The organism is Bacillus sp. 2205SS5-2 (genome assembly GCF_037024155.1).
In the GTDB taxonomy this organism is placed as follows: Bacteria; Bacillota; Bacilli; order Bacillales; family Bacillaceae_K; genus Bacillus_CI.
Genome location: NZ_JAYKTS010000004.1, coordinates 112,706 through 136,296, shown reverse-complemented (window position 1 = coordinate 136,296; position 23,591 = coordinate 112,706). Strand labels below are relative to the sequence as shown.

The 23,591-nt window shown below is 37.1% G+C and carries 27 protein-coding genes and 1 riboswitch; of the genes, 21 read left to right on the top strand and 6 right to left on the bottom strand.

Features of this window, described 5'->3' with window-relative positions:
• Positions 1-101: 101 nt before the first annotated feature.
• The gene (locus tag U8D43_RS04330) at positions 102-839 is read left to right on the top strand and encodes a peptidoglycan DD-metalloendopeptidase family protein (protein WP_335869763.1); all 738 of its coding nucleotides are present in this window, start codon (positions 102-104) and stop codon (positions 837-839) included.
• On the opposite strand, the gene U8D43_RS04325 is transcribed toward U8D43_RS04330, so the two are convergent.
• Complete coding sequence (locus U8D43_RS04325; RefSeq protein WP_335869762.1) at positions 833-1,075, bottom strand: hypothetical protein; 243 nt, start codon at positions 1,073-1,075, stop codon at positions 833-835. The two genes, U8D43_RS04330 and U8D43_RS04325, sit on opposite strands and share 7 nt — an antisense overlap.
• A 127-nt stretch (positions 1,076-1,202) precedes the next feature.
• Positions 1,203-1,342, top strand: a riboswitch (FMN riboswitch).
• A 152-nt stretch (positions 1,343-1,494) separates the two neighbouring features.
• Here U8D43_RS04325 and U8D43_RS04320 point away from each other — a divergent pair.
• Positions 1,495-2,076, top strand: a complete 582-nt coding sequence (locus U8D43_RS04320; protein ID WP_335869761.1) for an ECF transporter S component — start codon at positions 1,495-1,497, stop codon at positions 2,074-2,076.
• Between the two features lie 65 nt (positions 2,077-2,141).
• Here the strand turns inward: U8D43_RS04320 and U8D43_RS04315 are convergent, their stop codons facing one another.
• Complete coding sequence (locus tag U8D43_RS04315; protein WP_335869760.1) at positions 2,142-2,390, bottom strand: ferredoxin; 249 nt, start codon at positions 2,388-2,390, stop codon at positions 2,142-2,144.
• 278 nt (positions 2,391-2,668) lie between these two features.
• Between U8D43_RS04315 and U8D43_RS04310 the strand changes: the two genes are divergently transcribed.
• From U8D43_RS04310 to U8D43_RS04280, 7 genes are all read left to right on the top strand, one after another.
• The gene (locus tag U8D43_RS04310) at positions 2,669-3,724 is read left to right on the top strand and encodes a YpbB family protein (protein WP_335869759.1); all 1,056 of its coding nucleotides are present in this window, start codon (positions 2,669-2,671) and stop codon (positions 3,722-3,724) included.
• Positions 3,708-5,180: a RecQ family ATP-dependent DNA helicase gene (locus tag U8D43_RS04305; protein WP_335869758.1), complete on the top strand. Its 1,473-nt coding sequence runs from the start codon at positions 3,708-3,710 to the stop codon at positions 5,178-5,180. The genes U8D43_RS04310 and U8D43_RS04305 overlap by 17 nt, the downstream gene beginning before the upstream one ends.
• Before the next feature lie 4 nt (positions 5,181-5,184).
• Positions 5,185-5,781 carry a CPBP family intramembrane glutamic endopeptidase gene (locus U8D43_RS04300; protein WP_335869757.1) on the top strand — a complete coding sequence of 199 codons (597 nt, stop codon included), beginning with the start codon at positions 5,185-5,187 and terminating at the stop codon, positions 5,779-5,781.
• Between the two features lie 14 nt (positions 5,782-5,795).
• On the top strand, positions 5,796-6,461 hold the full coding sequence (locus U8D43_RS04295) for a LysM peptidoglycan-binding domain-containing protein (protein WP_335869756.1): 666 nt from the start codon (positions 5,796-5,798) through the stop codon (positions 6,459-6,461).
• Between the two features lie 324 nt (positions 6,462-6,785).
• Positions 6,786-7,352 carry a glycosyltransferase gene (locus U8D43_RS04290; RefSeq protein ID WP_335869755.1) on the top strand — a complete coding sequence of 189 codons (567 nt, stop codon included), beginning with the start codon at positions 6,786-6,788 and terminating at the stop codon, positions 7,350-7,352.
• 15 nt (positions 7,353-7,367) lie between these two features.
• Complete coding sequence (locus tag U8D43_RS04285; protein ID WP_335869855.1) at positions 7,368-7,934, top strand: glycosyltransferase; 567 nt, start codon at positions 7,368-7,370, stop codon at positions 7,932-7,934.
• 769 nt (positions 7,935-8,703) lie between these two features.
• A complete protein-coding gene (locus tag U8D43_RS04280; protein WP_335869754.1) occupies positions 8,704-9,159 on the top strand; it encodes a DUF2663 family protein in 456 nt (151 codons plus the stop codon).
• Positions 9,160-9,536: 377 nt separating this feature from the next.
• On the opposite strand, the gene U8D43_RS04275 is transcribed toward U8D43_RS04280, so the two are convergent.
• The 3 genes from U8D43_RS04275 to U8D43_RS04265 are packed head-to-tail and all read right to left on the bottom strand — an operon-like array spanning position 9,537 to position 10,612.
• Positions 9,537-10,106: a manganese catalase family protein gene (locus U8D43_RS04275; protein ID WP_335869753.1), complete on the bottom strand. Its 570-nt coding sequence runs from the start codon at positions 10,104-10,106 to the stop codon at positions 9,537-9,539.
• A 21-nt stretch (positions 10,107-10,127) separates the two neighbouring features.
• The gene (locus U8D43_RS04270; protein ID WP_335869752.1) at positions 10,128-10,391 is read right to left on the bottom strand and encodes a spore coat protein CotJB; all 264 of its coding nucleotides are present in this window, start codon (positions 10,389-10,391) and stop codon (positions 10,128-10,130) included.
• On the bottom strand, positions 10,391-10,612 hold the full coding sequence (locus tag U8D43_RS04265) for a spore coat associated protein CotJA (RefSeq protein ID WP_335869751.1): 222 nt from the start codon (positions 10,610-10,612) through the stop codon (positions 10,391-10,393). The genes U8D43_RS04270 and U8D43_RS04265 overlap by 1 nt, the downstream gene beginning before the upstream one ends.
• 135 nt (positions 10,613-10,747) lie before the next feature.
• Here U8D43_RS04265 and U8D43_RS04260 point away from each other — a divergent pair, with 135 nt between their 5' ends.
• The 7 genes from U8D43_RS04260 to U8D43_RS04230 all read left to right on the top strand — a co-directional run bounded on the left by U8D43_RS04260 (position 10,748) and on the right by U8D43_RS04230 (position 17,603).
• Complete coding sequence (locus U8D43_RS04260) at positions 10,748-11,383, top strand: CBS domain-containing protein (RefSeq protein ID WP_335869750.1); 636 nt, start codon at positions 10,748-10,750, stop codon at positions 11,381-11,383.
• A gap of 55 nt (positions 11,384-11,438) precedes the next feature.
• Positions 11,439-11,804, top strand: coding sequence for a 6TM ABC transporter family protein (locus U8D43_RS04255; RefSeq protein WP_335869749.1), 366 nt, complete (start codon positions 11,439-11,441; stop codon positions 11,802-11,804).
• Between the two features lie 64 nt (positions 11,805-11,868).
• Positions 11,869-12,579 (top strand): metallophosphoesterase, encoded by a 711-nt coding sequence (locus U8D43_RS04250; RefSeq protein WP_335869854.1) that lies wholly within the window; start codon positions 11,869-11,871, stop codon positions 12,577-12,579.
• 99 nt (positions 12,580-12,678) lie between these two features.
• On the top strand, positions 12,679-13,593 hold the full coding sequence (locus tag U8D43_RS04245; RefSeq protein ID WP_335869748.1) for a MerR family transcriptional regulator: 915 nt from the start codon (positions 12,679-12,681) through the stop codon (positions 13,591-13,593).
• Positions 13,594-13,658: 65 nt separating this feature from the next.
• Entirely contained in the window at positions 13,659-14,240 is a 582-nt protein-coding gene (locus tag U8D43_RS04240; protein ID WP_335869747.1) for an adaptor protein MecA, read from the top strand.
• 285 nt (positions 14,241-14,525) lie between these two features.
• Positions 14,526-15,800 (top strand): Glu/Leu/Phe/Val family dehydrogenase, encoded by a 1,275-nt coding sequence (locus tag U8D43_RS04235; RefSeq protein WP_335869746.1) that lies wholly within the window; start codon positions 14,526-14,528, stop codon positions 15,798-15,800.
• Positions 15,801-16,637: 837 nt separating this feature from the next.
• On the top strand, positions 16,638-17,603 hold the full coding sequence (locus tag U8D43_RS04230; RefSeq protein ID WP_335869745.1) for a YpdA family putative bacillithiol disulfide reductase: 966 nt from the start codon (positions 16,638-16,640) through the stop codon (positions 17,601-17,603).
• A gap of 333 nt (positions 17,604-17,936) precedes the next feature.
• Here U8D43_RS04230 and U8D43_RS04225 read toward each other — a convergent pair whose 3' ends face one another.
• Positions 17,937-18,911: an asparaginase gene (locus U8D43_RS04225; protein ID WP_335869744.1), complete on the bottom strand. Its 975-nt coding sequence runs from the start codon at positions 18,909-18,911 to the stop codon at positions 17,937-17,939.
• Between the two features lie 98 nt (positions 18,912-19,009).
• On the opposite strand from U8D43_RS04225, the gene prsW reads away from it, so the two are divergent.
• The 5 genes from prsW to U8D43_RS04200 all read left to right on the top strand — a co-directional run bounded on the left by prsW (position 19,010) and on the right by U8D43_RS04200 (position 23,192).
• Positions 19,010-19,696, top strand: a complete 687-nt coding sequence (gene prsW / locus U8D43_RS04220) for a glutamic-type intramembrane protease PrsW (RefSeq protein WP_335869743.1) — start codon at positions 19,010-19,012, stop codon at positions 19,694-19,696.
• Positions 19,697-20,014: 318 nt separating this feature from the next.
• Positions 20,015-20,818: a spore cortex-lytic enzyme gene (sleB, locus tag U8D43_RS04215; protein WP_335869853.1), complete on the top strand. Its 804-nt coding sequence runs from the start codon at positions 20,015-20,017 to the stop codon at positions 20,816-20,818.
• 14 nt (positions 20,819-20,832) lie between these two features.
• Positions 20,833-22,182 (top strand): germination protein YpeB, encoded by a 1,350-nt coding sequence (gene ypeB, locus U8D43_RS04210; RefSeq protein WP_335869742.1) that lies wholly within the window; start codon positions 20,833-20,835, stop codon positions 22,180-22,182.
• A 108-nt stretch (positions 22,183-22,290) separates the two neighbouring features.
• The gene (locus tag U8D43_RS04205) at positions 22,291-22,941 is read left to right on the top strand and encodes a flagellar brake protein (protein ID WP_335869741.1); all 651 of its coding nucleotides are present in this window, start codon (positions 22,291-22,293) and stop codon (positions 22,939-22,941) included.
• A gap of 62 nt (positions 22,942-23,003) precedes the next feature.
• Positions 23,004-23,192 carry a DUF5359 family protein gene (locus U8D43_RS04200; RefSeq protein WP_335869740.1) on the top strand — a complete coding sequence of 63 codons (189 nt, stop codon included), beginning with the start codon at positions 23,004-23,006 and terminating at the stop codon, positions 23,190-23,192.
• Positions 23,193-23,591: the final 399 nt, after the last annotated feature.

Below are 23,591 nucleotides of genomic sequence, written 5' to 3'. Positions count from 1 at the left end.
ATAGAATCATTGATTTATGGAAATGATGATTCTAGGTATGGTCTCCATTAATTGTTTGGAAGAAACCGTGTTTTCTACCAGGGGAAAGGGAGGTAATGAAAATGTATAAGTTGTTACATAGGATTGTGATAACAATCTTGGTTATTTTCGGATGTAGCGTCATTAACGTAAGTAGTACTCGAGCAAATTATTCAATCGAGCAAACATGGATTTTTCCAGTGGATGGAATGATTTCTGATTTTTTTGGCTCAAGAGGTGGAAATCATAAAGGGTTAGATATTGCAGGTGAGGAAGGGACTGCTGTGGTTGCAGTAGAGCAGGGGGTAGTATCTAAATCCTATTTCTCATCTTCATATGGGAATGTGGTATTTATTCTTCATAACAGCGGTTACGAGACGGTGTACGCACATCTACAATCTCGTTCTGTAGGTGAAGGTGAGGTTGTTCAACAAGGAGAACAAATAGGATTGATGGGGAGTACGGGAAGATCAACTGGTTCACATCTTCATTTTGAAGTTCATAGTAAGGGATGGACATACGAAAAGGAAGGAGCGGTGGATCCTTTTCACATATTTGGAAAAGGAGAAATAGGACAGGCTGTCACTGCCCATCAACACAATCCTTATCACGAAGAAAGATTAGTACAGGTTAATAAAGCGGTTTCTCCTTATGAAATGATCCACATTGTTAAACACGGTGACACCCTCTGGGCATTATCTCAAAAATATGAGACATCAGTCGAGGCGATTCAATTGGCGAATAGACTAGATGGAACGACCATTGTTGTATCCGAAAAGTTGAGTATTCCAATATCGAAAACCATTTCTTCAAATTATTGAGTTTGAATGACTACTGCAGTGAGATTTTTGGTATTTTTATTTATTTCACGGAGCATTGAGGGCAAAGCGATCAGGGGACTCGGGCATTTGTCAGCCCACTGCGTGAATCGGGATTCACTACGTGTACTGCCAGATGCCTGCCGTCCCTGGCAGCCACTTCCGCTTTTCGTGATCCAGCTACAGTGGCTTGACCTGAGGCTCGGGTCAAATGAATAACTCTCCAGTGATGCAGGCATCACCTACGAGCTCTTCATTTGCCTGTCGCCTCAGGTCAAGCCACTTTCGCTTTTCTCTTGATTTCGAACTTTTTTCTTTTCTCTTTTTTGTTTGTAGGGTATAATAAATAATGTAAGAAAATTAAAGATTCGTCTTCGGGGCAGGGTGTAATTCCCGACCGGCGGTAAGGAGAGTTTATTTCTCTAAGCCCGTGAGCCTTTCTTCGGATTGGCTGATTTGGTGAGAATCCAAAGCCGACAGTATAGTCTGGATGGGAGAAGATGAGGGTGTGCCAGCGTTCAAAAACTTTGTTTAGAACGTCTATTTGGATATGCCTTAACTCTCCCTCAAGTATTCAACTTGAGGGTTTTTTAATGAAATCCAAATGGCAAACCTTTCTTCTGACGTTAGATGAATCGTCAAAAGGAGAGAGGACAACATGAAGAAAATGAATGTTAGAACGTATGTCAGTGTGGGGATGTTAAGTGGGTTAGCGTTTGTGTTGATGATGCTAAACTTTCCACTACCACCATTTCCAAAGTATTTAATGGTGGATTTTAGTGATGTGCCTGCTTTAATTGCAGCCATTATATTTGGACCAATCGCCGGCATTTTAGTTGAGTTAATTAAGAACATCCTCGATTACTTCTTAACCGGAAGTGAAACAGGTGTTCCAGTGGGTCACTTTGCAAACTTTATGGCAGGGATCATGTTTGTTTTACCGGTATATTTTATTTACAATAAAGTGAAAACCAAAAACGGAATGATTGTTGCTTTAGCATCAGGTTCGGTCATTATGGCTGTTGTCATGAGTGTGCTCAATTATTATGTGATTTTACCAGCCTATACATTATTCTTGAATATGCCAGCGATGAGCAATGAAGCAACTCGTCAAATGATTGTTACGGCAATATTACCGTTCAACGCAGTAAAAGGTATCGTAATCGGCGTGGTGTTTATGCTAATGTTTGTTCGTTTGCAATCTTGGATTGAAAAACAAACTCAATATAAAGGGGTCTAATCCCAATATAAAACGAGTGCTGAATATTCAGCACTCGTTTTTAGCATTCCTCTATAGAGGGAAAACTATTCAAATTTCAATGAGTCTCCATCGAATGTTTCATCGGCAATTTTAATGGAGTCTGTTGGGCATCCTTCAAATGCATCGATCATATCTTCTTCGAGTACTTCAGGGACTTCAACAGTTCCAGTATTGTCGTCTAATGTTACGAATGCAATGCCTTCATCATCGTAATCATAAATATCTGGTGCAGCTGCTCCGCAAGCTCCACATGCAATACAAGTATCTTTATCTACAATTGTGTACTTCGCCATGTATAAACCTCCTAATACTATTTGTGATGTGTCAATAAATATACATTTTTGGTGTATGTGAAGAAATGTATATGTTTTTTGTCTCAATAATAATATTAATCGTGATTGCTGAACATTTCAATAAAAAGATGTTGTAAATTAGCTTTAATTGTTCTTGATTCAGGTGCTTCTTATTAAGATTTCCCACAATAAACGAAAAGAAAACAAGCGATTATTGGATAAGTCGTGGTAAAATATTGACATTGCCAAAGAAGTGAGGAGTGAGGAGACTGACGTTTTTGGATGCTGTTATACTACACTGTGTCAAGCAATTGAACGGGGAGCGCACGGTTTATGGAATTTTTCATTTGTTAAATGGGAAGCGTTCTTCACAAACAATTCAAGATGCCCATTTATATGGACTCACCTCTTTTTTTCAGACGGCTTCTTTTCTATCGAGAGCAGATTTTCAAACAAGAATTCAATTTTTTCACCATAAAGGGTGGATTATGGAAATAAAAGAAGAAACCTTTTTGATATCAAATCGGGGAGAGACTACACTAGAGCGCTATTTTCTAAAACATGCTTTTCCTGTCCATATTAACGGATGGGAGTTACAAAAGATTAGTGATCAGTTTTGGAAAAGATTAACATTACTGATACAAGTTTTATCCCATTCTTTGAAAAAAGAGACACATTATTTTCCCATTCAGCGAGATGTTGAAGTTCAACGATGGATCAAACAGTTTCTTCGTTCATCAGGCAACCGTGAAATTTTGACGGAATGTCTTCTTCACGAGCTACATGCACTTTTCTCAGAAGATAACTTTCCAATAGATCCTCTATTTATAGTAACTCGTTTAAGTGGTGCAGGCTACATTGGACATACGCTTACCCAATGTGCAGATGCCTTTCGCGTGGAGGAAACGGAATTTTATTTTTTATCTTTAGAGGGTCTTCATTACTTAATAAATCGGGTAATGAACGAGAAGAAATCTTTTTCAGTACTTAATCAGATAATTTCTGATCTGTTTCTGCCGATTTCTCTGACGGAATCGACTATGAAAACATATCAAGAACTCCAAAGAGGTTGGTCGAAAGAACGGATTGCTGAAAAGAGACGATTGAAAATCGCGACAATTGAAGATCATATCATTGAAATTGCTTTAAATGATAAGTCCTTTAATATGCAGATGTTCATTCATGAGAAGGATGCCCAAAAAGTAGTACAAGCATCTAAGACTTTGCCCCATAAGAAATTAAAGCCATTAAAGGAGCTGTTTCCACAACTATCTTATTTTCAAATTCGACTAGCTTTAGCAAAAGGAGTAAATGGGTATGGACTTAAATCATGAGCTAAAGAAGCATTTTGGCTATTCATCTTTTCGAAAGGGACAAGAGGAGATAATACAATCTGTACTTGACGGGCAGGACACACTGGCTGTTTTGCCAACTGGTACGGGAAAATCAATTTGCTATCAATTATCTGGATATTTAATGACTGGTTCTGTTCTAGTAATTTCTCCTCTTTTGTCTCTTATGCAAGATCAAGTAGAACAAATGAAAGCAAGTGGTGAAAAACATGTAGTCGCAATTAACTCATTTTTATCATTTGAAGAAAAGAGGAGAGCGATTAGTTATTTACATTCTTATAAGTTTATATATATTTCACCAGAAATGTTAACAAATGAAGAAATACTGTCGAAATTAAAAGAAATGTCCATTGCATTATTCGTTATAGACGAAGCGCATTGTATTTCCCAGTGGGGACCAGATTTTCGACCGGATTATTTAAAATTGGGTCGTGTTCGCAAGACGTTGAATTCTCCTGTGACGCTGGCTCTTTCGGCTACAGCCACTGAGAAGGTTAGACAAGACATCGTGATGACGTTAGATATTGAAAAAGCAGCTGAACGGATATCATCAGTCGATCGACCAAATATTGGAATAATTGTTGAGAAGGTTGAAACATATGACGCCAAGGTGGATAGGTTAAAATCATTGATTTCTGAACTAGAAAAACCTGGCATCGTCTACTTTTCAAGTAAGAAAGTCGCTGATGAGATGGCAAGGTTGTTAAATGAAAGAGACGGGATTCAAGCCTCTTCGTATCATGCAGGACTTGATCAAGAACAAAGAATATTAATTCAACAGCAGTTTTTAATAAATCAGTTAAATGTGATTTGTGCAACAAGCGCTTTTGGTATGGGCATTAATAAAGAGGATGTTCGCTTTGTCATCCATTTTCATTTTCCTTCCTCCATTGAATCCTATCTACAAGAAATCGGTCGAGCGGGTAGGGATGGACAAAACAGTATTGCATTGTTATTATATCTCGCAGGAGATGAACAATTACCTCAGCGCCTGATTGAGCTTGAGTATCTGTCCAAAGAACAGATCTATGCTTACATGGAGGAAAGTTCTTATTCGCTAAATCAAAAAGCCCAGCTCCTTGGGTTAAGTGAGATTCATCAACGCCTACTTAAATACTACGAATCGGAACTTAAGATAGGAAATACAGATGATTTTGACTTGAAATCCTTTTCTCAGAATGTAGAAGACGTGATGAGAGATCGGTTCAAACAAAAACAGGATGATTTGTCATATGTCATTCAATGGGCACATGGACAAAGCTGTCGCAGAGAAAGCATCCTTACTTATTTTGGTGAGAATCTACGGTCAAATGTCAATCCTTGCTGTGATGTTTGCGGGGTAGATCTTTCTCTTTATTTTCGTAGTGGGATGAATCCACCTCACCAACCTTTACCAGGGTGGAGCGAATTATTACAAAATTTACTGAAGTCGAGATGACAGAATGAAAAATTCAAATCGGCAAGCTGAGCTTGTTAAACAACTTTCAGATAAAGAACTAACAATTCATCTTCTCATTACTCAAGCAATTATGCTGGGTCTTTCATTTTTACTTTTTCTTTTGTTCAGGAAAAAATGGCACGAGTATGTAGAACTTGTATCATGGAATGTAGAGTATGTAGCCATTGGAGTAGCAGGAGGATTTCTTGTTGTGTTGCTGGATTTGTTCTTAATGAATCTATTGCCTAGTCATTATTATGATGATGGCGGTATTAATGAGCGTATCTTTTCAACCAGAAGCTACCCATATATCGCATTTCTAGCACTCTTGATTGCTTTTTGTGAAGAATGGCTATTTCGAGGCGTTCTTCAGTTTAATATTGGTTGGTTTTGGGCCAGCTTAATTTTTGCAGTCATTCATATTCGTTACTGGCGTAGTGGATTTCTAATATTGAACGTGACGTTACTGAGCTTTTTAATTGGTTGGATATTTCATGTGACTGGTAGTTTGCTCGTGACAATTGTTATGCATTTTTTAATCGATTTTCTATTAGGAATACATATTCGCAGAAATGCAATACGACAGAAAATTAATCGGTAAAGAAGGGATAAGAAATGCCTGAACATAAGAGCCAAGCACAAAAATTGCGAGGTAAGATGGAAGGTGACGGTTCAGAAAAGCTTCCTCCTAGGAGTGAGGTTCATAAAGATAAGAAACAAAAAACAAAAGTGAAAATAAAATATCCACTGCTTCGCATGCTATTAATACTGTTTATCGTATTACCTATTGGTTTCTTTGTGGCCTACTCGAAATGGTTTTCTGGAGCTCAGTCTTTAAGCATTCCCTCTACTCGAAATGCTGAGGTTCAGATTATTAGCGGAAAAACAGAAAAAGAGTTTCCTAGTATTGAAGAAGTAGGGAAATCGCGAACCACTATCCCCAAAAAAACTAAACCTTCAATTCCAGTTGAAGAAAATAATCAAGAAACAGATAATGAAAAAACCACAACTAATGAAGGTACCACAGGAAATGCCGGTGGTGATAAAAATTTACCGGACAAAGGGACTATCTCAGCGTCTTCTTCTGACAAATCAGATCAACCAAAACAAGTTCAAGTGAGCTATCTTTATCATGTTGTTCAACCTAATGAAACGCTATATCGAATTTCTGTGACCTATTATGGGAATGGGGAAAAGGTAGATTCAATACGTCAACACAATCATCTACAGGGGAACGAAATTAAAGAGGGTGAAACACTTAAAATCCCAATGAACCAATAAGAGAACCAAACAAATGAGTTGTTTGGTTTTTTTTTATTTTTTTATTTAGCTTTTCAAATAGGTCATTACAAATTTTTAACAAAACCCAACAATAATACTTACAATTGAACTTTATTATAAGAAGTAAAGAGAATACAGAAAAGAGTGTCATTTGTTGCGAGTGAGAGATTGGTTACGGGAACAAGATTAACATATGTTTTATGCGTGTAATCGTTTAGGAGAAAATCGCATACACTTTTTTCAACTGACCAGTGATTTAGGAGAAGGAAAACCAGCGACTGCTATTACACTTAATACAATATTCTAAAAATGGAGGAAAACAGAATGAAAATTGCGATTTTCACAGACACCTACTGTCCCCAGATAAACGGAGTGGCAAAAACGATAAAACGCTTAACGTCTAATTTGGAAAAAAAGAATATTCAGTATGAGGTATTTTCACCTGAAATAGAGAACAGCCCCCTTTATCAAAATGTTCATCAATTTACTAGTTTTCCTTTTATTTTTTATCCTGAATGTAGAACCGCCATTGCGAATCCTCGAGTGATTGAAAAAAGATTATTAACTTTTCATCCCGACCTCATTCACGTTGTCACGCCATTAACAATGGGATTATATGGAAGGAAAGCTGCTAGGAAATTAAAAATTCCGACCGTAGCTTCTTATCATACTAACTTCGATTCGTATTTAGACTATTATAAACTTTCATTCCTCTCTCCCGTTCTATGGAAATATATGAAATGGTTTCATTCCTCCTGTCAAAAAATCTTTGTCCCCTCTCTACAAACTAAAATACATTTAGAAGAACGTGGGTTTAATCGGGTATCAATCTGGAGTAGAGGGGTAGATTGTCTACATTTCTCACCAGAACTATCTAAGAATGAGTTTTAAAAAAAACGTTACAATATTTCTAAAAAATATATTGCTCTGTATGTAGGGCGGATCGCCCCTGAAAAAGACTTAATGACGTTAGAAAAAACAATTAAAGGAGTATCCCCCTTAATCAAAAAGGATCTCCATTGGGTTATTGTTGGAGACGGTCCTTCTTTTGGAGAAATGAAAGAAGCGTTAAAATGCGAGAGTGTGACCTTTACTGGTTATTTAAGTGGTTCTGAACTTTCCAACGCCTATGCATCAGCTCATCAATTCATTTTTCCTTCGACTACAGAAACCTTTGGAAATGTCGTCTTAGAAGCGATGGCCTCTGGGCTACCTTCAATTGTAGCAGATTCAGGTGGAGTGAAAAGTATCGTACAGCATGAACGTACAGGTTTTTTATGTGAACCTGGAAATAATGAGCAGTTTATAAAAAGGGTTGAACAGTTAGTGAGAGAACCTAAACTACGAGCGAACATGTCCAAAAGAGCAAGAGATATTGCTTTAAAGCAATCTTGGGAAGACATTTTTGATAAGTTATTTGATGAATATAAGCAAGCAATCTCTCTTGGAGAAGTCATTTTACGCGAGGCATAGCCATTAGATTATGTTTGTATCTTTTTTTTTTTTTTTTTGAATGTCGTTTTTGCAAATTATGTTGTTTCTGAATGGCTCTTTTCGTATATTTTGTTGCTCTTGACACAAAGAAAATCAGGCAGTAGGGTTTTTTCGGTTGATTTTTTCTTTTTTATCTAGAAATGACAAATTTATCATTAGGAAATGAGCACGAAGTCATACGAGTCAAGGGATTCCTTCTTATTCGAAAAGCCACCAACTTTGCGAAAACAGCCTTTTGAATAGAGGGATCAGCACCTATATTATCTTTTTTCACACTATTTTAGTTAAACTATTCAAAGCTCTTCTTTAAACGAAATATTAGAGTTGGATCAAAAAAATGCAAAAATCAATTTTTCTTAGCAATTGCAATTAACTTTAAAAAAGGCTGTTTTCAAAAAAAGTGTGGCATTCATATTGCTTAATCACCTATGATACAGCTTTGTCTCTTGCATCATTTCGTCTGTTTTTAATGGAATTAACAGTGAAATGGAGGGAGTAACCAAAAATCAGGTGAAATAGCCATAATTTATTCGAAATGAACCTTAAGAAAATCATTTTTTTGAAATAATTGTAGGCTGTAAAATGGATTTTGTGTCTAACTCAAGCAAGGAGAAATCGGTTTACTTTTTCGAAATGTCACGAACCTAATCGATGCAACTTGTCATAGTCGCTTTTTCATTTTTATTGTTTGCATTTCTGACATAGCCACTAGGGGTTGTACATATAGTGACGATAGGGAGGTGGTAGGGTGGGAACCTCGATTCTAACCTTAAATACGAACACCGATGAGGCGACGAAGAAAATGCTCGAAAATGTTATTGAACGGAAAGAGAAATATGAAAAAGCGAAAATAAAGCACCTTTTTTATCTCTGGGTTAGTATTTTTTATGGCTTTGCATTTAGTTATATCAGTTATACATTTATTCTCTCCCCGCATGATTATTCGTTTTATGCTATGTTTTCTGCATTTTTTACGAGTGGACCAATGCTTCTCTCTTTTTTAGTAGCTGTCTTTTTATTTGGTGCAAGTAAAATTCATTTTGACAAAAAAGAAAAAACAGAGAAGGAGTATCAAACCTTACGTTGTGAAATCATTGACCGAAGCAAGGATTTATGGAAGGATCAAGCTTGGAAGCAGAGGCATATTATCTTCGAATTCATGAAAAAAGAATTTGACATTAATCTGTATCATCAAAGTAAGTAAGAGAGCGGTTCAATTTCCGCTCTCTTACTTTATTTGAGATTCTTTTCCAATGGCCATTTCGTATACTTTGTTGCTATTGGCACAAAAAAACAGGCAGTAAGATTTTTTGACTGATTACTTACTATTTATCTAGAAATGGAATATTTTTCATTAGCGAATGAGCACGAAGTCATACAAATCAGGGAATATATTCTTATTCGAAAAGCTACAATCTTTACGAAAACAGCCCTTCCAATAGATCTTTGCTAGTCATGTATTATCCCGTAGAAGGCTTCATATTTATTTGGTGTAGTTCAAGAAAAGGCGAAAATATACCCTAAATTCTATATCAATCGCGCTTTAAATACGTCTTCAAAATTAATTCGGAAATGTATATATTAAAATATTTTTTTACGGTCTTTCTCTTCTTTCAAAATTTCGACTGCTTCTCTAAATCGCTGCGAATGAATAATTTCCCTTTCACGCAAAAAACGGAGTCCATCATTTAGATCAGGATCATCACTCATATTTATGATCCACTGGTATGTTGCTCGTGCTTTTTCTTCTGCAGCAATATCTTCATATAGGTCGGCGATAGGGTCTCCCTTTGCCTGAATGTAGGAGGCCGTAAACGGAACACCTCCAGCACTTTCATAATACAGAGCGGAATCATGACTTACATAATGGGCAGCTAATCCCGCATCTTTTAATTGCTGGGGAGTAGCGTCTTTTGTTAATTTATAAATCATTGTCGCGATCATTTCCAAGTGAGCAAATTCCTCTGTACCGATATCTGTTAAGAGACCGATCACTTTATCTGGGATGGTATATCTTTGATTTAAATACCGTAGAGCAGCAGCTAGTTCTCCATCTGCCCCTCCATATTGTTCAACCAAATACTTCGCCAATCGAGGATTGCAGGAGCTAACACGAACAGGATATTGTAATTTTTTCTCATAAACCCACATTAATTTCCCTCCAACGTCTATCTAGACTTGCCATGGCCAAGGGGCAGATTGCCATGTCCATTGTTTGTCTTTGTTATAGCTGTATCCAAAACTGGTTAAGCTTCCAAATGACGATTCAAAAGTTTTCTTTGCTTTTTTTCGTTGTTGAACACAATGATTGTATTGCATAATAGCATGAACGTCCTGTGGATGCGTATCTAAATATAGGGTAAGCTCTAATATAACGAAATCGATTTCTTGGAGTTGCTGCAAGGATTCGTAGTATTCAGGAGTGACTGAGTTCATTATGTCGCCCCTCCTTTTTCGAACGGACTATAATAAGGATCATAAAAAACTTTCCAAAGTGTTCCCGTCTTCAGCGCTTCCTTAGGTGTATACTGAGGGAGATTAGGGGGCTGAAAGCCTAAATATAGATTGGGTGGGGTAGAATAGGTTTTTACCGAAATTGGCGTACAAGGATCAAATGGGCTACAATAAGGTTGATAACTTTTATAAAAAGATTCCATTCTAGACCTCCTGTCTATAGCATTCTATACATTGTATGGGAAAAATAATTTCTCATGCTACGAGGAAAAGAAGGAATTTGACCTTTTTTGTAGAAATATAGTGGTATAGCGTTAAATTCGAGTGAGGTGGATAATATGTATGTTAAAAGTGTAATGATTCCAAAAAACAAATGCTTTAATATTAATAAAGGAGAAAGTGTCCAAAGTGCCTTAGCAGTCCTTGAAACAAATAGTTTAGATGGTATTCCTGTGCTAGATGGAGAATATTACCTCGGCATCTTGACGCGGTATAATGTGTATCAAAATTATTTTGATTCTGGTCAAGCCAAAGAGGACTACCTTTTACAAACGAAGGTGGAAGATATCGCAACTCTTCAAGAGAAGTTCATTGAACACGACGAGATTTTTGAAAGAACACTTGTCGAATTAAAAGAGTTGCCAATTATCGCCGTTGTGGATGAAGAGAGACATTTCTTAGGTTTGGTAACCCGTTTTGATGTGATGAATCAATTCCAAAGTGCCTTTGGAATGCAACAAAATGGAGTTCGCATTACCTTTACTTCAGTAGAAACAGAAGGACGAATCGCAAGACTATCCGAAATAATCAAGCAATTCCATGAATCTGTAATTTCGTTAGTAACGTTTGATGATAGTGATAAACTTCTTCGAAGAATCGTATTGAAAATCGAGAAGAAGGATAATATTGAAAAATTCACACAAAAACTAGAACGCTCTGGATTTCGAATTCTTCATATTAACGAAGACGAATAAAGCTTTATGTATGTAAAACATCTCCTTCTCATACAGTGTATGGGAGGGGATGTTTTTGTTTAGTCAGATTATTAAGCTTGCGATTGCGACTTTCTTAGCATATTTATACATAAAATGGGTAGGTGATTTATTCGAAAAGGACCCGGTAGCAACGATCACCAACTTAGTCTTAAATCCGGTGCTGTTTTTTGCCGCCTCTTTGGCTTTCATGGGAAGCTTCTTTTTTTATACCGACCTGCTTCAAAACTGGATCATCTCCTTTTGGAAGGATAAGAAATTTAGAAAACTAAGTTTATATCTATCATTAGGTGGTTATATCACTGTTATCGTGGCTCTTTGTCAGCTTTCCTTTATTTTTACCTTGTTTTTAATTCTATCTTCCATGTTGTTTAGCATTACAGCATCTCGAAAGATAATATAAGGGGGTTTTGTGCATACTTTTTGTTCTTCTCTTCTTAGCAAGCATTGTCGCGCTTTTATTGTATATGTTTTCACAGGCGCATAAAAATAATATTCTTCATCAAGAGTTTTTGCTTCCATCATTTCCGGAAGGGAACTCTTCCTTTCGGCTCTTTTTTATATCAGATATTCATCGCAGGAAAATTCCCAGGGAGTTGATAAAAAACTTAAATTCTAAGGTTGATTGGATTGTTCTAGGTGGAGACATTACCGAAAGCGGTGTTCCTCTAACAAGAGTGGCTGAAAATATTCGAACTTTGAAAACAATAGGTCCTCTGCTTTTTGTTTGGGGGAACAATGACTATAAAGCAAATAATCAAGAAGTTGAGAAATTATTGAGACAAGAAGATGTTTTTATTTTGAAGAATCAATCCTTAAGAGTTCCTTTGAAGAATGGGTACATAAACTTTATCGGAGTAGATGATCTCCAGATGGGGCAACTGGATTTAGAAAAAGCTCTCCAGAAAATTCACCCTCATGAGTGTAACGTACTGATTAGTCATAATCCAGATATCGTGGAAAATATTCATAAGAATCAGGGGATCGATTTAATTCTTAGCGGACATACACACGGTGGACAAATTCGGGTTTTTTCGTGGGGACTTTATAAAGTTGGACGAGTTCATCGGTTAAAACAAACAACCTTATTAGTAAGCAATGGATATGGCACTCGCCATCTCCCCCTTCGATTAGGAGCTAAATCAGAAACACATATTATCTCTCTTAAGGGCAATTAAATAGTGTACAATGTTCATTCAAAGCATGTACAAATTTTACACAACTCAGTCTATCCAGTATAATTTTTGTAGTTTAAGGTAGATATTGGAGGGCTTATGATGAGTGAGACAGAAGGGAAATATAATATTAAAGCCATTTCTAATATATTAGGTGTTCAGCCTGGGACTCTTCGCGCCTGGGAACGTAGGTATAATATTTTAGAGCCAGTCCGAAACGATTCAGGGCACCGTTTATACACAGAAAAACATCTCAATATATTAAAGTGGTTAATTGAAAAGGTTAATCAGGGATTCACCATCAGCCAGGCAGTCGCTTTACTAGATAAGCATGAGATTGTTATGGAAGAAGAATTTCAACAAACCAATACCCATAATCCAAGTGGAATATCAAAAGAATTATTGAACGCACTAATGGGGTTTGACGAAGGCCGAGCGCATGAAATCATTAATCGTGCCTTTGCTCTTTATACCATTGATAAAGTCATGATAGATATTTTAGGGTCTCTTTTAGTGAAAATAGGAGATTTGTGGGAAAATGGGAAGATTACAACCGCCCACGAGCATTTTGCGACTTCCATACTTCGCTCTAGAATTGGTAGCGTGATGCATTCATTCCCTCATAATGGGATTTTGCCAAAAGTTGTAGCCGTGTGCGCACCTGGAGAATGGCATGAATTAGGTTTGTTAATCTTTACCCTTTTCATGAGAAGAAAAGGATTTGATGTGATATATTTAGGGGCAAGTATTAAAGAAGAAGATTTGGATGTCGTCTTGGACACAATTGAGCCCAAACTATTATTCTTATCCTGTACAATGGTCGATAATGCCGTAAATGCCCTTCAATTGATTCAACGATTGGAAGAGGAGAGAAGTGAACTGGTTGTAGGACTTGGCGGTTTTGCAATTGATGCACTGCCTTCACCGAAAAAACAAAAATTTAACCGTAACATCGTAGGGACAACTATATCAGATTGGGAAAAATGGATTGCATCTAATGTGCAAGCCAAAATCTAAGCAAGCACCATCTTTCCGTCGATACATACTATGAACATAAGCATCATGGTTTGGGAGGGTGGTCAATGAAACTTGAGCGTATTAAGCAAAATCAAATTCGTTTTTCCATTTCAATGGAAGAACTCGAACAAAAAGGATTGCTGCAAGATGAGCTCTTGAGTGAATCAGTCGGTTGGCATGAATTGTTTGAGGAATTAATGGAAACTGCTTCAGAACAATTTGGCGGTGAGTGGAAAGAAGTTGTTACCGTTGAAATCCTTTCGCTGACCAATGATGAACTCATTCTCCTTTTTACGGTTGAATCACTAGATGATTTTGATTTCAGAGAAAATATAGAAGAGATTGGCTCATCCACGCGAAAAGACCATCCTGAAATCATCGTTAGATTGCTTTCCTTTGAAGAAGTTGTTAATGTTGCCCATCGACTGAACGTTTTTCAAAATATGAAAAGTGAGCTTTATTCTCATGAAGGATTGTTCTACTTGGCTATCATTCTTTTGGACATTTCGCTTGAAGGATCAGAAGCTCTTCTAAAAGAGTATGGTGAGTTAGAAACTCTCACGAAAGAATATTTAAGTGAGTATGGAAATAAGATTATATCTGAGAACGCTGCTGCAACAGTGTGCACCTATTTTCAACGGTTCTAAACGAAAGGAGCCTTATGTGGGCTTCTTTTTCAATACCATGTTGAGAAAACAAATTTTTAACATGGTGATCGAAATTATTTTTAGGCTACCAATGGGGCTTGCATAAAATGACATGTTTTTAAATTTTAATTAGGGTATAGGAAATGAATAGATAAAAAGATAGCGCTTACAAAAATAGCGATAATCTCATTTTATATCTCTTTGCAGTTCAGTTGAGAAGGTGTATACTATGTGAGGAAAGGCGAAGAAACGCCAGGAGTGAAGATACTGGGAGGTTTACATTAAATGTCATCCGAAAAAGATTCACATCAAAACAAAAATGAGAAAAATAATGTGCTAACGTCAACTCAAACTGTCATACATAACGCTCTAGAGAAATTAGGATATCCAAACGAAGTATATGAATTATTAAAAGAACCATTACGTTTATTAACGGTCAAGATACCAGTTAGAATGGACGATGGAAACGTAAAAGTGTTTACAGGATATCGTGCACAACATAATGACGCTGTTGGTCCGACTAAAGGTGGTATTCGTTTTCATCCAAGTGTGTCAGAAACGGAAGTTAAAGCATTATCAATATGGATGAGTTTAAAATGTGGAATTGTTGATTTACCTTATGGTGGTGGGAAAGGGGGGATTGTTTGTGACCCCCGTGATATGTCATTTCGCGAACTTGAACGCTTAAGTCGGGGATATGTTCGTTCTATTAGCCAGATTGTAGGACCTACAAAAGATATTCCTGCACCTGATGTTTTCACTAACTCACAAATAATGGCGTGGATGATGGATGAGTATAGCCGAATTGATGAATTTAACTCACCTGGATTTATTACAGGCAAACCACTTGTCTTAGGAGGCTCTCATGGTCGGGAATCCGCTACGGCAAAAGGAGTTACTATCTGTATTCGCGAAGCCGCAAAGCGAAAAGGCTTTAAAATTGAAGGGGCAAGAGTCGTTGTCCAGGGCTTTGGAAATGCAGGAAGTTTTCTTGCCAAATTTATGCATGATGCCGGTGCAAAAGTGATTGGAATTTCAGATGCTTATGGTGGACTTTACGATGAAAATGGATTAGATATTGATTATCTCTTAGATCGTCGTGATAGCTTTGGAACGGTTACAAAACTCTTTGATAATACGATTTCGAACAAGGAGTTATTAGAATTAGATTGTGACATTTTGGTACCAGCTGCTATTGAAAATCAAATCACTGATGAAAATGCTCATAATATTCGAGCAAGCATCGTAGTCGAAGCGGCAAATGGTCCCACAACATTAGAAGGTACAAAAATCCTTTCAGAACGTGGAATCCTGCTCGTCCCAGACGTCCTAGCTTCTGCTGGAGGAGTAACAGTTTCCTACTTTGAGTGGGTGCAAAATAATCAAGGCTATTATTGGACGGAAGAAGAAGTTGAAGAAAAGTTAGAAAAAGTCATCTGTAAAGGTTTTGAGAATGTCTACACCACTTCTAAAAACCGTCGAGTAGACATGAGACTAGCAGCCTACATGGTCGGAGTAAGAAAGATGGCTGAAGCCTCAAGATTCAGAGGCTGGATCTAACAAAAAGCGGAAGTGGCTGTTCAGGGACGGCAGGCATCTGCCAGAACACGAAGTGAATCAGCGGGCAGGCAAATGCCCGAGTCCCAAGCCACTGAAGCTGGACAAACAAGAGAGGAAGCAGCTCGAAATGAAGATGTATTTTCCTCTTTTCTGGTCAACTATTTTCAATAAGGCTGGTTTCGTATATATTGTGGCTATCTCATCTGATTTTTGATTAAAGCATACACGCTTCAGTTGATTTCCATCGAAATTAGACGAATTGATGCCTGGAACAAACTTGTATCATTGATGATAATCTGGTAGGGTAGACAATAAACTTTGCGGTAACAGCCTTTAATAAAAATGAAATCTGAAAGCCAAGATCAGGTTAATGAGGTCTTGGCTTTTTTATGTATTTAATTCTACATAGTCATTTAGCTGGATATTACACTCATGATTAGGTGTTATTTTGTAAAAAAACTGGTTTCAAACAGGAACTATTCGATTAGATTAATCTAAACAAACGTATTTAACAAAGGTTGTGTCCTATACTTTGTAGCTATAGATTCAATATTTTCGGTAAACATATACTTTTGTAGATATTCAAATAAATATCAAAGGATGCACCGAAACCAATAGACATCGGAATCTAAAGACTGGTTATAAAGCAATAAGTTTCGCCAAAACACCAATAACTAAAAATAGAATGAGGCTTGAAAAAAAGATGTGGCAATTTTTTAGGTGAATAGAGGTCATAATTGAAACTTGAAGAGAAATCTCCTATCATTATATTGGAGGAAGTAATTGAACTAAGCAAGGTGAGCAATTGTTTATAAATATCAAGGAGTGAAGATAGGTATGACTAACCAAGACTGTATCATCATCGGAGGCGGTCCTTGTGGAATGGCAGCGGCCATTTCATTGCAAGAAGCGGGACTAAACCCATTAATTATCGAAAAAGGGAACATTGTAAATGCAATTTATCACTATCCAACTCATCAAACATTTTTTAGCTCCAGTGAAAAGTTATCGATTGGAGAAGTGCCATTTATTATTGAAGAAAGAAAGCCAAAGCGCAATCAAGCACTAGCGTACTACCGGGAAGTCGCTAAGATAAAACAGCTCTCGATTCATCGATTTGAAGAAGTGACAAGTGTTCAAAAAATGAGAGACGTCTTTCAAGTGAAAACCTCTAAAGACACTTATACTACCCCCTACGTCGTAATCGCAACGGGCTATTATGACTCGCCTAACTTTTTGGAAATTTCTGGTGAAAAGATGGATAAGGTTTTTCATTATTTTCATGAAGGGCATCCTTATTTTGACACAGATGTCGTTGTAGTTGGTGGGAAAAATTCTGCAGTTGATGCAGCACTAGAGCTTCACAAAGCCGGTGCAAGAGTAACGATGCTCTATCGAGGTGAAGAATATAGCAAAAGCATAAAACCGTGGATTTTGCCTGAGTTTGAAGCACTTGTTCGTAGCGGTGAAGTGAAAATGGAATTTAATGCTGAGATTAAAGAAATAAAACAAGATGAAGTTTTATATGCTGTGAAGAATGAAAACTATACGATAAAAAATGACTTTGTGTTCGCAATGACCGGCTATCATCCTGATCATCATTTTTTGAGAAAAATGGGTGTAGAGATTAACTCTGAAACTGGCAGGCCGACTTTTGATGCGGACACAATGGAAACCAATGTAACTGGAATTTTTATTGCAGGTGTTATTGCAGCGGGTAATAATGCAAATGAAATTTTCATTGAGAATGGCCGCTTTCACGGCGGACAAATTGCTGATTACCTGAAAGGGAAGTTGAAATAAGACAATAAACATTTCTTTGATTTGTCGTGAAAAAGATGTGCAGTCAGTTAGGCTGCACATCTTTTTAGAAATAATAAGGCTGTTTTCGCAAAGTTTATTGCTAGTCGGACCAGTTAATAAACTGTGAAATAGCTTTGTTTCGGGCATCTTTTGGTCTATTTTCGATGGAAATCAACAGTGAAATGGTGGATTAATTTAAAGTTAGATGAAATAACCACAATGTATACGAAAAGAGTACAAAGACATAAAATGTTTGGATTTTTCTTTTATTCGAAAAGCTACATTCTCTGCAAAAATAACCTTTGATTTACTCTAGAAAATGATTTTCTTAGGTCATTTTTGAAAAATAGCGTTGATGGATGAGATGTCTTTAGTTTGAGATAAGCTAATTAATAATTTGATCCTAGCTTTTTGACCGTTTAAACCATTTGAAAAAATAACGCCCATCTCTTTCAATTGCTTTCCGCCACCACTATAGCCATATACATCTTGAACGATACCATTAAAACAACGAGAAACCAGAACAACTGGAATACCAGCTGAAATTAAGTAACTAATACCATCTAAACAAGTAGGAGGCAAATTTCCTTGTCCAAGTGCCTCTACAATAACTCCTTCATAGCCATAATCCTTCATGGCTTTAATGATGTCCGATTCCAGGCCCGCATAGGCTTTCAATAATCCTACTTTATGTTGAACCAAAACCTTTTCGTACTTTTCTTTCACTACCGGATGATGGTGAAAAAGAATGCTTTGCTTTGTTACTATTCCAATTGGTCCATATTGTGGACTCTGAAATGTTGCCAAGTTGCTGGTATGGGTTTTCGTCACATTCTTTGCTGTGTGAATTTCGTCATTTAGAACGACTAACACCCCTTTATCTTGTGCGTCATCACTAATTGCTACCCGCAGCGAAGAAATAAGGTTGTAGAGACCGTCTGATCCTATTTCATTACTAGACCTCATTGCTCCAGTTACTACGATTGGGAGGGAGAGGCTCACGGTGAGGTCAAGAAAATATGCAGTCTCTTCTAATGTATCGGTACCATGGGTTATAACAACCCCTTCAATTTTGTCTTCTTTATAGCTTTTTTCAATGATTTCCTTTAGAAGTATCATCTCATTTGGGGTCATATGAGGAGATGGAACGTGAAGAGGTTCTCTTTCTATTAAGTTTGCGATCCTTGTTAATGTTTGAAGTTGAGATGTTAAGGGATTTCTTTCTCCAGGTCTTACAGCTCCAGAAGTTTCATCCTCCATCATCGAAATGGTTCCACCAGTATGTAAAATGAGTATCTTTTTCTTCATGCTCTTCCTCCTAAAATCTTCAATTTTTCGGATAGTTATTTTCATTCAATCATATACATGATACGATGAATGAAACAAGAAGAAAAGGGGACAAACGAATGCTGGTGATTTTATCAGCTGGAATTGCGCCTGGCTTAGCCTTTTTAAGCTACTTGTACTTGAAAGATCAGTATGAGCAAGAGCCGTTTCGGTATGTGTTAAAAACATTTGTTTATGGTATGTTAATTACTTTTCCTATTCTCTTTATACAATCTGTGTTTGAAATCGAAGGAATTACTTTTCCGTTATGGGGTCAAGCCTTTTTAACAGCGGGTTTATTAGAAGAGTTTTTCAAATGGTTTGTTTTGTTTTTTATTGTAATTCAGTCTATAAATTTTGATGATCCATATGACGGGATTGTTTTTGGGGCGAGTGTTTCGTTAGGGTTTGCGACCGCCGAAAATATTCTATATTTATTGGCTCACGGTGTGAGTTTTGCGTTTGGTAGGGCCCTTCTACCAGTATCAAGTCACGCACTCTTTGGTGTGATTATGGGATATTACCTTGGGAAGAGTAAATTTTCTCTGTCGCAAAATGTTAAGTGGGTGTTGTTTTCTCTCGTGATCCCAATTATTTTACATGGAACCTATGATTATATTTTGATAAGGAACGTTCCGTATTGGCCATATTTCATGATCCCATTTATGATGTTTTTATGGTGGTTAGGACTCAAAAAAGTCAAAACGGTTCATCTGTTAGCCAAGGGACAGGAGCCATATTTAATTAAAAAAAGTTCTTCCTTTTGAACTTAGAAGAATTTTGACCTCAATTATTATTGAGGTCATCTTTTTTTATACTAATTCCCGAAAGATTTAGTTGGAGCAACCAAATTTTGTATTAGAACAGTGATATAACTATACAATCTCAATTTTTAAAGTGAATTTGGGATCAACCTAGATGATGGGGAAGTATTCTATGAAATAAATTAATGGCGTTTATTTCAACTTCTCTATTTACATTGAATAAAAGTAACAATGATACAAAAACTATCTTCAATTCCATTACAAGAATTTGGAGGTAAAGAGATGAAAAAGAAGCGCATAAAAATATTTACGTTTTGGATCATGTTGATAATAGGGATAGGAACTTTATCTTGGACACCTCAACAGTTGCCGGTTCGCGCTTTTTCTAACCAAGTTGTTCAGCAAGGTGCAACAGGTCAAGATGTCATTGAACTACAAGCACGATTGCAATTTTTAGGGTTTTATAATGGCAAGATTGACGGTGTGTTTGGTTGGGGTACATATTGGGCAGTTAGGAATTTTCAATATGAGTTTGGTTTGCCAATTGATGGTCTTGTTGGTGAAGGTACGAAAGCAAAGTTGGAAAAATCGTCTCAATACGACGAACAATATGTGCAAGAACAGGTTCAATCTGGCAATAAATTTACCTACTATGGTGGAGTAGATAAGGAAAAGCAAACAGAAAAAAAAGAAAAACAGCCAGCGAAGGAAGAGCAAGCGAGATCTGAAAGTCCGGTTGGAAGTACAGCTGTGAACACACCAAGTGGGTATTCACAAAATGATATTGAATTAATGGCGAATGCTGTCTATGGTGAGTCTCGCGGAGAGTCCTATGAAGGACAAGTTGCGGTAGCAGCTGTAATTTTAAACCGGGTAGAAAGTCAATCATTCCCTAATACCGTTGCAGGGGTTATTTTTGAGCCAGGAGCGTTCACAGCTGTCGCCGATGGACAAATTTGGTTAACTCCTAATGATAAAGCTAAAAAAGCGGTAGTAGACGCATTAAATGGGTGGGATCCGTCAGAAAATGCCATCTATTATTTTAACCCAGTAACCGCAACTAGCAAATGGATATGGTCTAGACCTCAAATTAAGCAAATCGGAAAACATATATTTTGTAACTAGAAGGGGATGACGAAATGCTTAGAGTAATTCTGATAACCGGATTAACACTTGGAGTACTTGGGACAGCATATTGGGGTTATCAAGAACATCAAGAAAAAAACGCTATCTTAATTAATGCAGAAAATAGTTATCAACGTGCATTTCATGATTTGACATTTGAAATTGATTTGCTCAATGACAAAATTGGTACAACATTAGCAATGAATTCGCAAAAATCTTTATCTCCTGCACTTGCAGATGTATGGAGGATCACCTCACAAGCTCATAGCGATGTGGGACAGTTACCTCTTACCTTACTCCCATTTAATAAAACAGAAGAATTCTTGGCGAAAATAGGGGACTTTAGTTACCGAACAGCGGTGAGAAATTTAGACAAGAATCCGCTGAGTGAAGAAGAATACGAGAGGCTAGAGCAATTGTATGAACAAAGCGGTGAAATCCAAAAAGAATTACGTAAAGTACAACATTTGGTTATTAAAAATAATCTACGTTGGATGGATGTGGAGCTTGCCTTAGCAACGAATAAAGAAACAGTAGATAATACGATTATTGATGGTTTTAAAACGGTAGAAAAAACGGTTAAAGGATATGATGAATCAGATGTAGGAGGCACGTCATTCATCAATGTGCAAAAAAGAAATGAAAACTTAAAAAATTTAGATGGCGAAGAAATTACGAAAGAGGAAGCCATTCAAATTGCGAAAAATTACACAAAATTTTCCGACATAAAAAAACAAAAGGTGACGGAAAATGGGGAGGGCTCAGACTACGGATTTTATAGTGTCTCTTTACTTTCAAAAGGGAATATTGAAGCAAGTATGGATATTACGAAAACGGGTGGTTATCCTCTATGGTACATTAACAATCGTGATGTTAAGGAAAGTAGCATTAGCCTGAATGAAGCAGCTACAAAAGGTGCTGAGTTTTTAAAAGAATACAAATTTAAGGATCTAGATTTATTTGAAAGTGCTCAATATGATAGCGTAGGGGTTTTTTCGTTTGTGACATCAATCAATAATGTAAGAATCTATCCCGATACCATAAAAATGAAAGTTGCACTTGACACAGGAGAAGTGATTGGATTTTCAGCTAGTGACTATATTCAAAACAATAAATCTAGAGAAATACCAGAGCCAATTTTAACGAAGGAAGAAGCAATGGAGTATATCAATCCGAATGTGAAGATCTTGCAAGATGGAATGGCTGTCATAGTAAATGAATTAAATGAAGAGGTGCTTTGTTATGAGTTCATGGGCACGTTAAAGAATGACACTTATCGAATCTTTATAAATAGTCAAACGGGTTTAGAGGAAAAAGTAGAAAAACTTCAAAATGCTGAACCAATTTATGAAGACTTTGTTTAGAAAAACCAACCGATAGTGAAAGAAACAACTGTCATAGGAATGTAGCTAAGTTTCGAAAAACATGCCATAATAAACAAAAAGGATTGCAAAATAGGGTGTGTGAAAGTAATGATAAAAATTGGAGCATCGCTAACATTAGAACCTGTGCATTCTGATAAACAAGAAACCTATAGATGCAAGATAGTAGAGCTAGATGATGCGAAAATATGGATTGATTACCCAATCCATAGAGAAACAGGTAAAACCCTCTTTCTAATTGACGGGACGCAATTAAAGGCGAAATTCGTTGTCGATGAGGTACCTTATATGTTTGATACTGAAGTGTTAGGTAGAGTGAAAAAAAACATACCAATGATTACGCTTCACTATCCTGGCAAAGAAGAGCTTTTGAAAATTCAACGAAGACAATTTGTTCGAGTTGAGGCAACGATTGATGTAGCGGTTGAAGGTAATGAATTTCTTCAATTCTCAACCGTTACTGATGATATTAGTGCGGGTGGCTGTGCCATCAATCTTCCTAAGGGTATTGAATTAGTTGAAAATAGCGACCTAAAACTACTGTTAGTCTTACCGATGCAAACTGGAGACTATCATTATCTTTCGGTAAATGCAAAGGCTATTCGAGTTCTGCAAAAAGATCAGCAAAGATTAGCTTCTATCCAATTCAAAGAGTTAGAGGAAGCTAGTATGCAGTTCATTATGAGGTATTGTTTTGAACGACAACTTGTTCTTCGAAGAAAAGGGTATATAAACTCCTGATTTTGAATACTCCTCCCTTATTCAACCTATACTAGGTAAAAATACGAATAAGGATGTAGGAAATGAAACACATTGATCGTCTTTTAATAAAAATCATTATCTTTCAATTTATTGTTTTAATTTGTGTCCAGGTGCTTGTCCGCGAATGGTCACCGATGACGATGCTTCAAAAAGTGACTTATTATGAAGGTGTAAACACGATGGAGCACGGAGACATTATTGAAACTATTAATGGAGTAAAAGGCAGGTGAAACCTGTCTTTTTTTCTAATGGGAGAAGAAAAAATACCTTTTTAGCTTGTTTTTCTGTCTAGCTCCAGGTGCCACCGGCTCGAGGTCATTTGACAAGGACAGACATGAGGCAAAGAGCGCCCCAGGTCTGTCCTTGTCAAATGCATGTCGCCGGTAACCGGGCACCTTCCGCATTTCAATGTGTCTAGCTCCAGGTGCCACCGGCTCGAGGTCATTAGCCAAGCCCAGACATGAGGCAAAGAGCGCCCCAGGTCTGTCCTTGTCAAATGCATGTCGCCGGTAACCGGGCACCTTCCGCATTTCAATGTGTCTAGCTCCAGGTGCCACCGGCTCGAGGTCATTAGCCAAGCCCAGACATGAGGCAAAGAGTGCCCCAGGTCTGTCCTTGTCAAATGCATG

Bases quoted from the DNA above. Each gene is read 5' to 3' on its own strand.
- U8D43_RS04300 (WP_335869757.1), top strand. From the start codon at position 5,185: ATGAAAAATTCAAATCGGCAAGCTGAGCTTGTTAAACAACTTTCAGAT.
- U8D43_RS04240 (WP_335869747.1), top strand. From the start codon at position 13,659: ATGAAACTTGAGCGTATTAAGCAAAATCAAATTCGTTTTTCCATTTCA.
- U8D43_RS04270 (WP_335869752.1), bottom strand. From the start codon at position 10,391: ATGAACTCAGTCACTCCTGAATACTACGAATCCTTGCAGCAACTCCAA.
- U8D43_RS04260 (WP_335869750.1), top strand. From the start codon at position 10,748: ATGTATGTTAAAAGTGTAATGATTCCAAAAAACAAATGCTTTAATATT.
- U8D43_RS04275 (WP_335869753.1), bottom strand. From the start codon at position 10,106: ATGTGGGTTTATGAGAAAAAATTACAATATCCTGTTCGTGTTAGCTCC.
- prsW (WP_335869743.1), top strand. From the start codon at position 19,010: ATGCTGGTGATTTTATCAGCTGGAATTGCGCCTGGCTTAGCCTTTTTA.
- U8D43_RS04245 (WP_335869748.1), top strand. From the start codon at position 12,679: ATGAGTGAGACAGAAGGGAAATATAATATTAAAGCCATTTCTAATATA.
- U8D43_RS04205 (WP_335869741.1), top strand. From the start codon at position 22,291: ATGATAAAAATTGGAGCATCGCTAACATTAGAACCTGTGCATTCTGAT.
- U8D43_RS04305 (WP_335869758.1), top strand. From the start codon at position 3,708: ATGGACTTAAATCATGAGCTAAAGAAGCATTTTGGCTATTCATCTTTT.
- U8D43_RS04200 (WP_335869740.1), top strand. From the start codon at position 23,004: ATGAAACACATTGATCGTCTTTTAATAAAAATCATTATCTTTCAATTT.
- sleB (WP_335869853.1), top strand. From the start codon at position 20,015: ATGTTGATAATAGGGATAGGAACTTTATCTTGGACACCTCAACAGTTG.
- U8D43_RS04295 (WP_335869756.1), top strand. From the start codon at position 5,796: ATGCCTGAACATAAGAGCCAAGCACAAAAATTGCGAGGTAAGATGGAA.
- U8D43_RS04330 (WP_335869763.1), top strand. From the start codon at position 102: ATGTATAAGTTGTTACATAGGATTGTGATAACAATCTTGGTTATTTTC.
- U8D43_RS04320 (WP_335869761.1), top strand. From the start codon at position 1,495: ATGAAGAAAATGAATGTTAGAACGTATGTCAGTGTGGGGATGTTAAGT.
- U8D43_RS04250 (WP_335869854.1), top strand. From the start codon at position 11,869: ATGTTTTCACAGGCGCATAAAAATAATATTCTTCATCAAGAGTTTTTG.
- U8D43_RS04325 (WP_335869762.1), bottom strand. From the start codon at position 1,075: ATGCCTGCATCACTGGAGAGTTATTCATTTGACCCGAGCCTCAGGTCA.
- U8D43_RS04235 (WP_335869746.1), top strand. From the start codon at position 14,526: ATGTCATCCGAAAAAGATTCACATCAAAACAAAAATGAGAAAAATAAT.
- U8D43_RS04265 (WP_335869751.1), bottom strand. From the start codon at position 10,612: ATGGAATCTTTTTATAAAAGTTATCAACCTTATTGTAGCCCATTTGAT.
- U8D43_RS04290 (WP_335869755.1), top strand. From the start codon at position 6,786: ATGAAAATTGCGATTTTCACAGACACCTACTGTCCCCAGATAAACGGA.
- ypeB (WP_335869742.1), top strand. From the start codon at position 20,833: ATGCTTAGAGTAATTCTGATAACCGGATTAACACTTGGAGTACTTGGG.
- U8D43_RS04230 (WP_335869745.1), top strand. From the start codon at position 16,638: ATGACTAACCAAGACTGTATCATCATCGGAGGCGGTCCTTGTGGAATG.
- U8D43_RS04225 (WP_335869744.1), bottom strand. From the start codon at position 18,911: ATGAAGAAAAAGATACTCATTTTACATACTGGTGGAACCATTTCGATG.
- U8D43_RS04315 (WP_335869760.1), bottom strand. From the start codon at position 2,390: ATGGCGAAGTACACAATTGTAGATAAAGATACTTGTATTGCATGTGGA.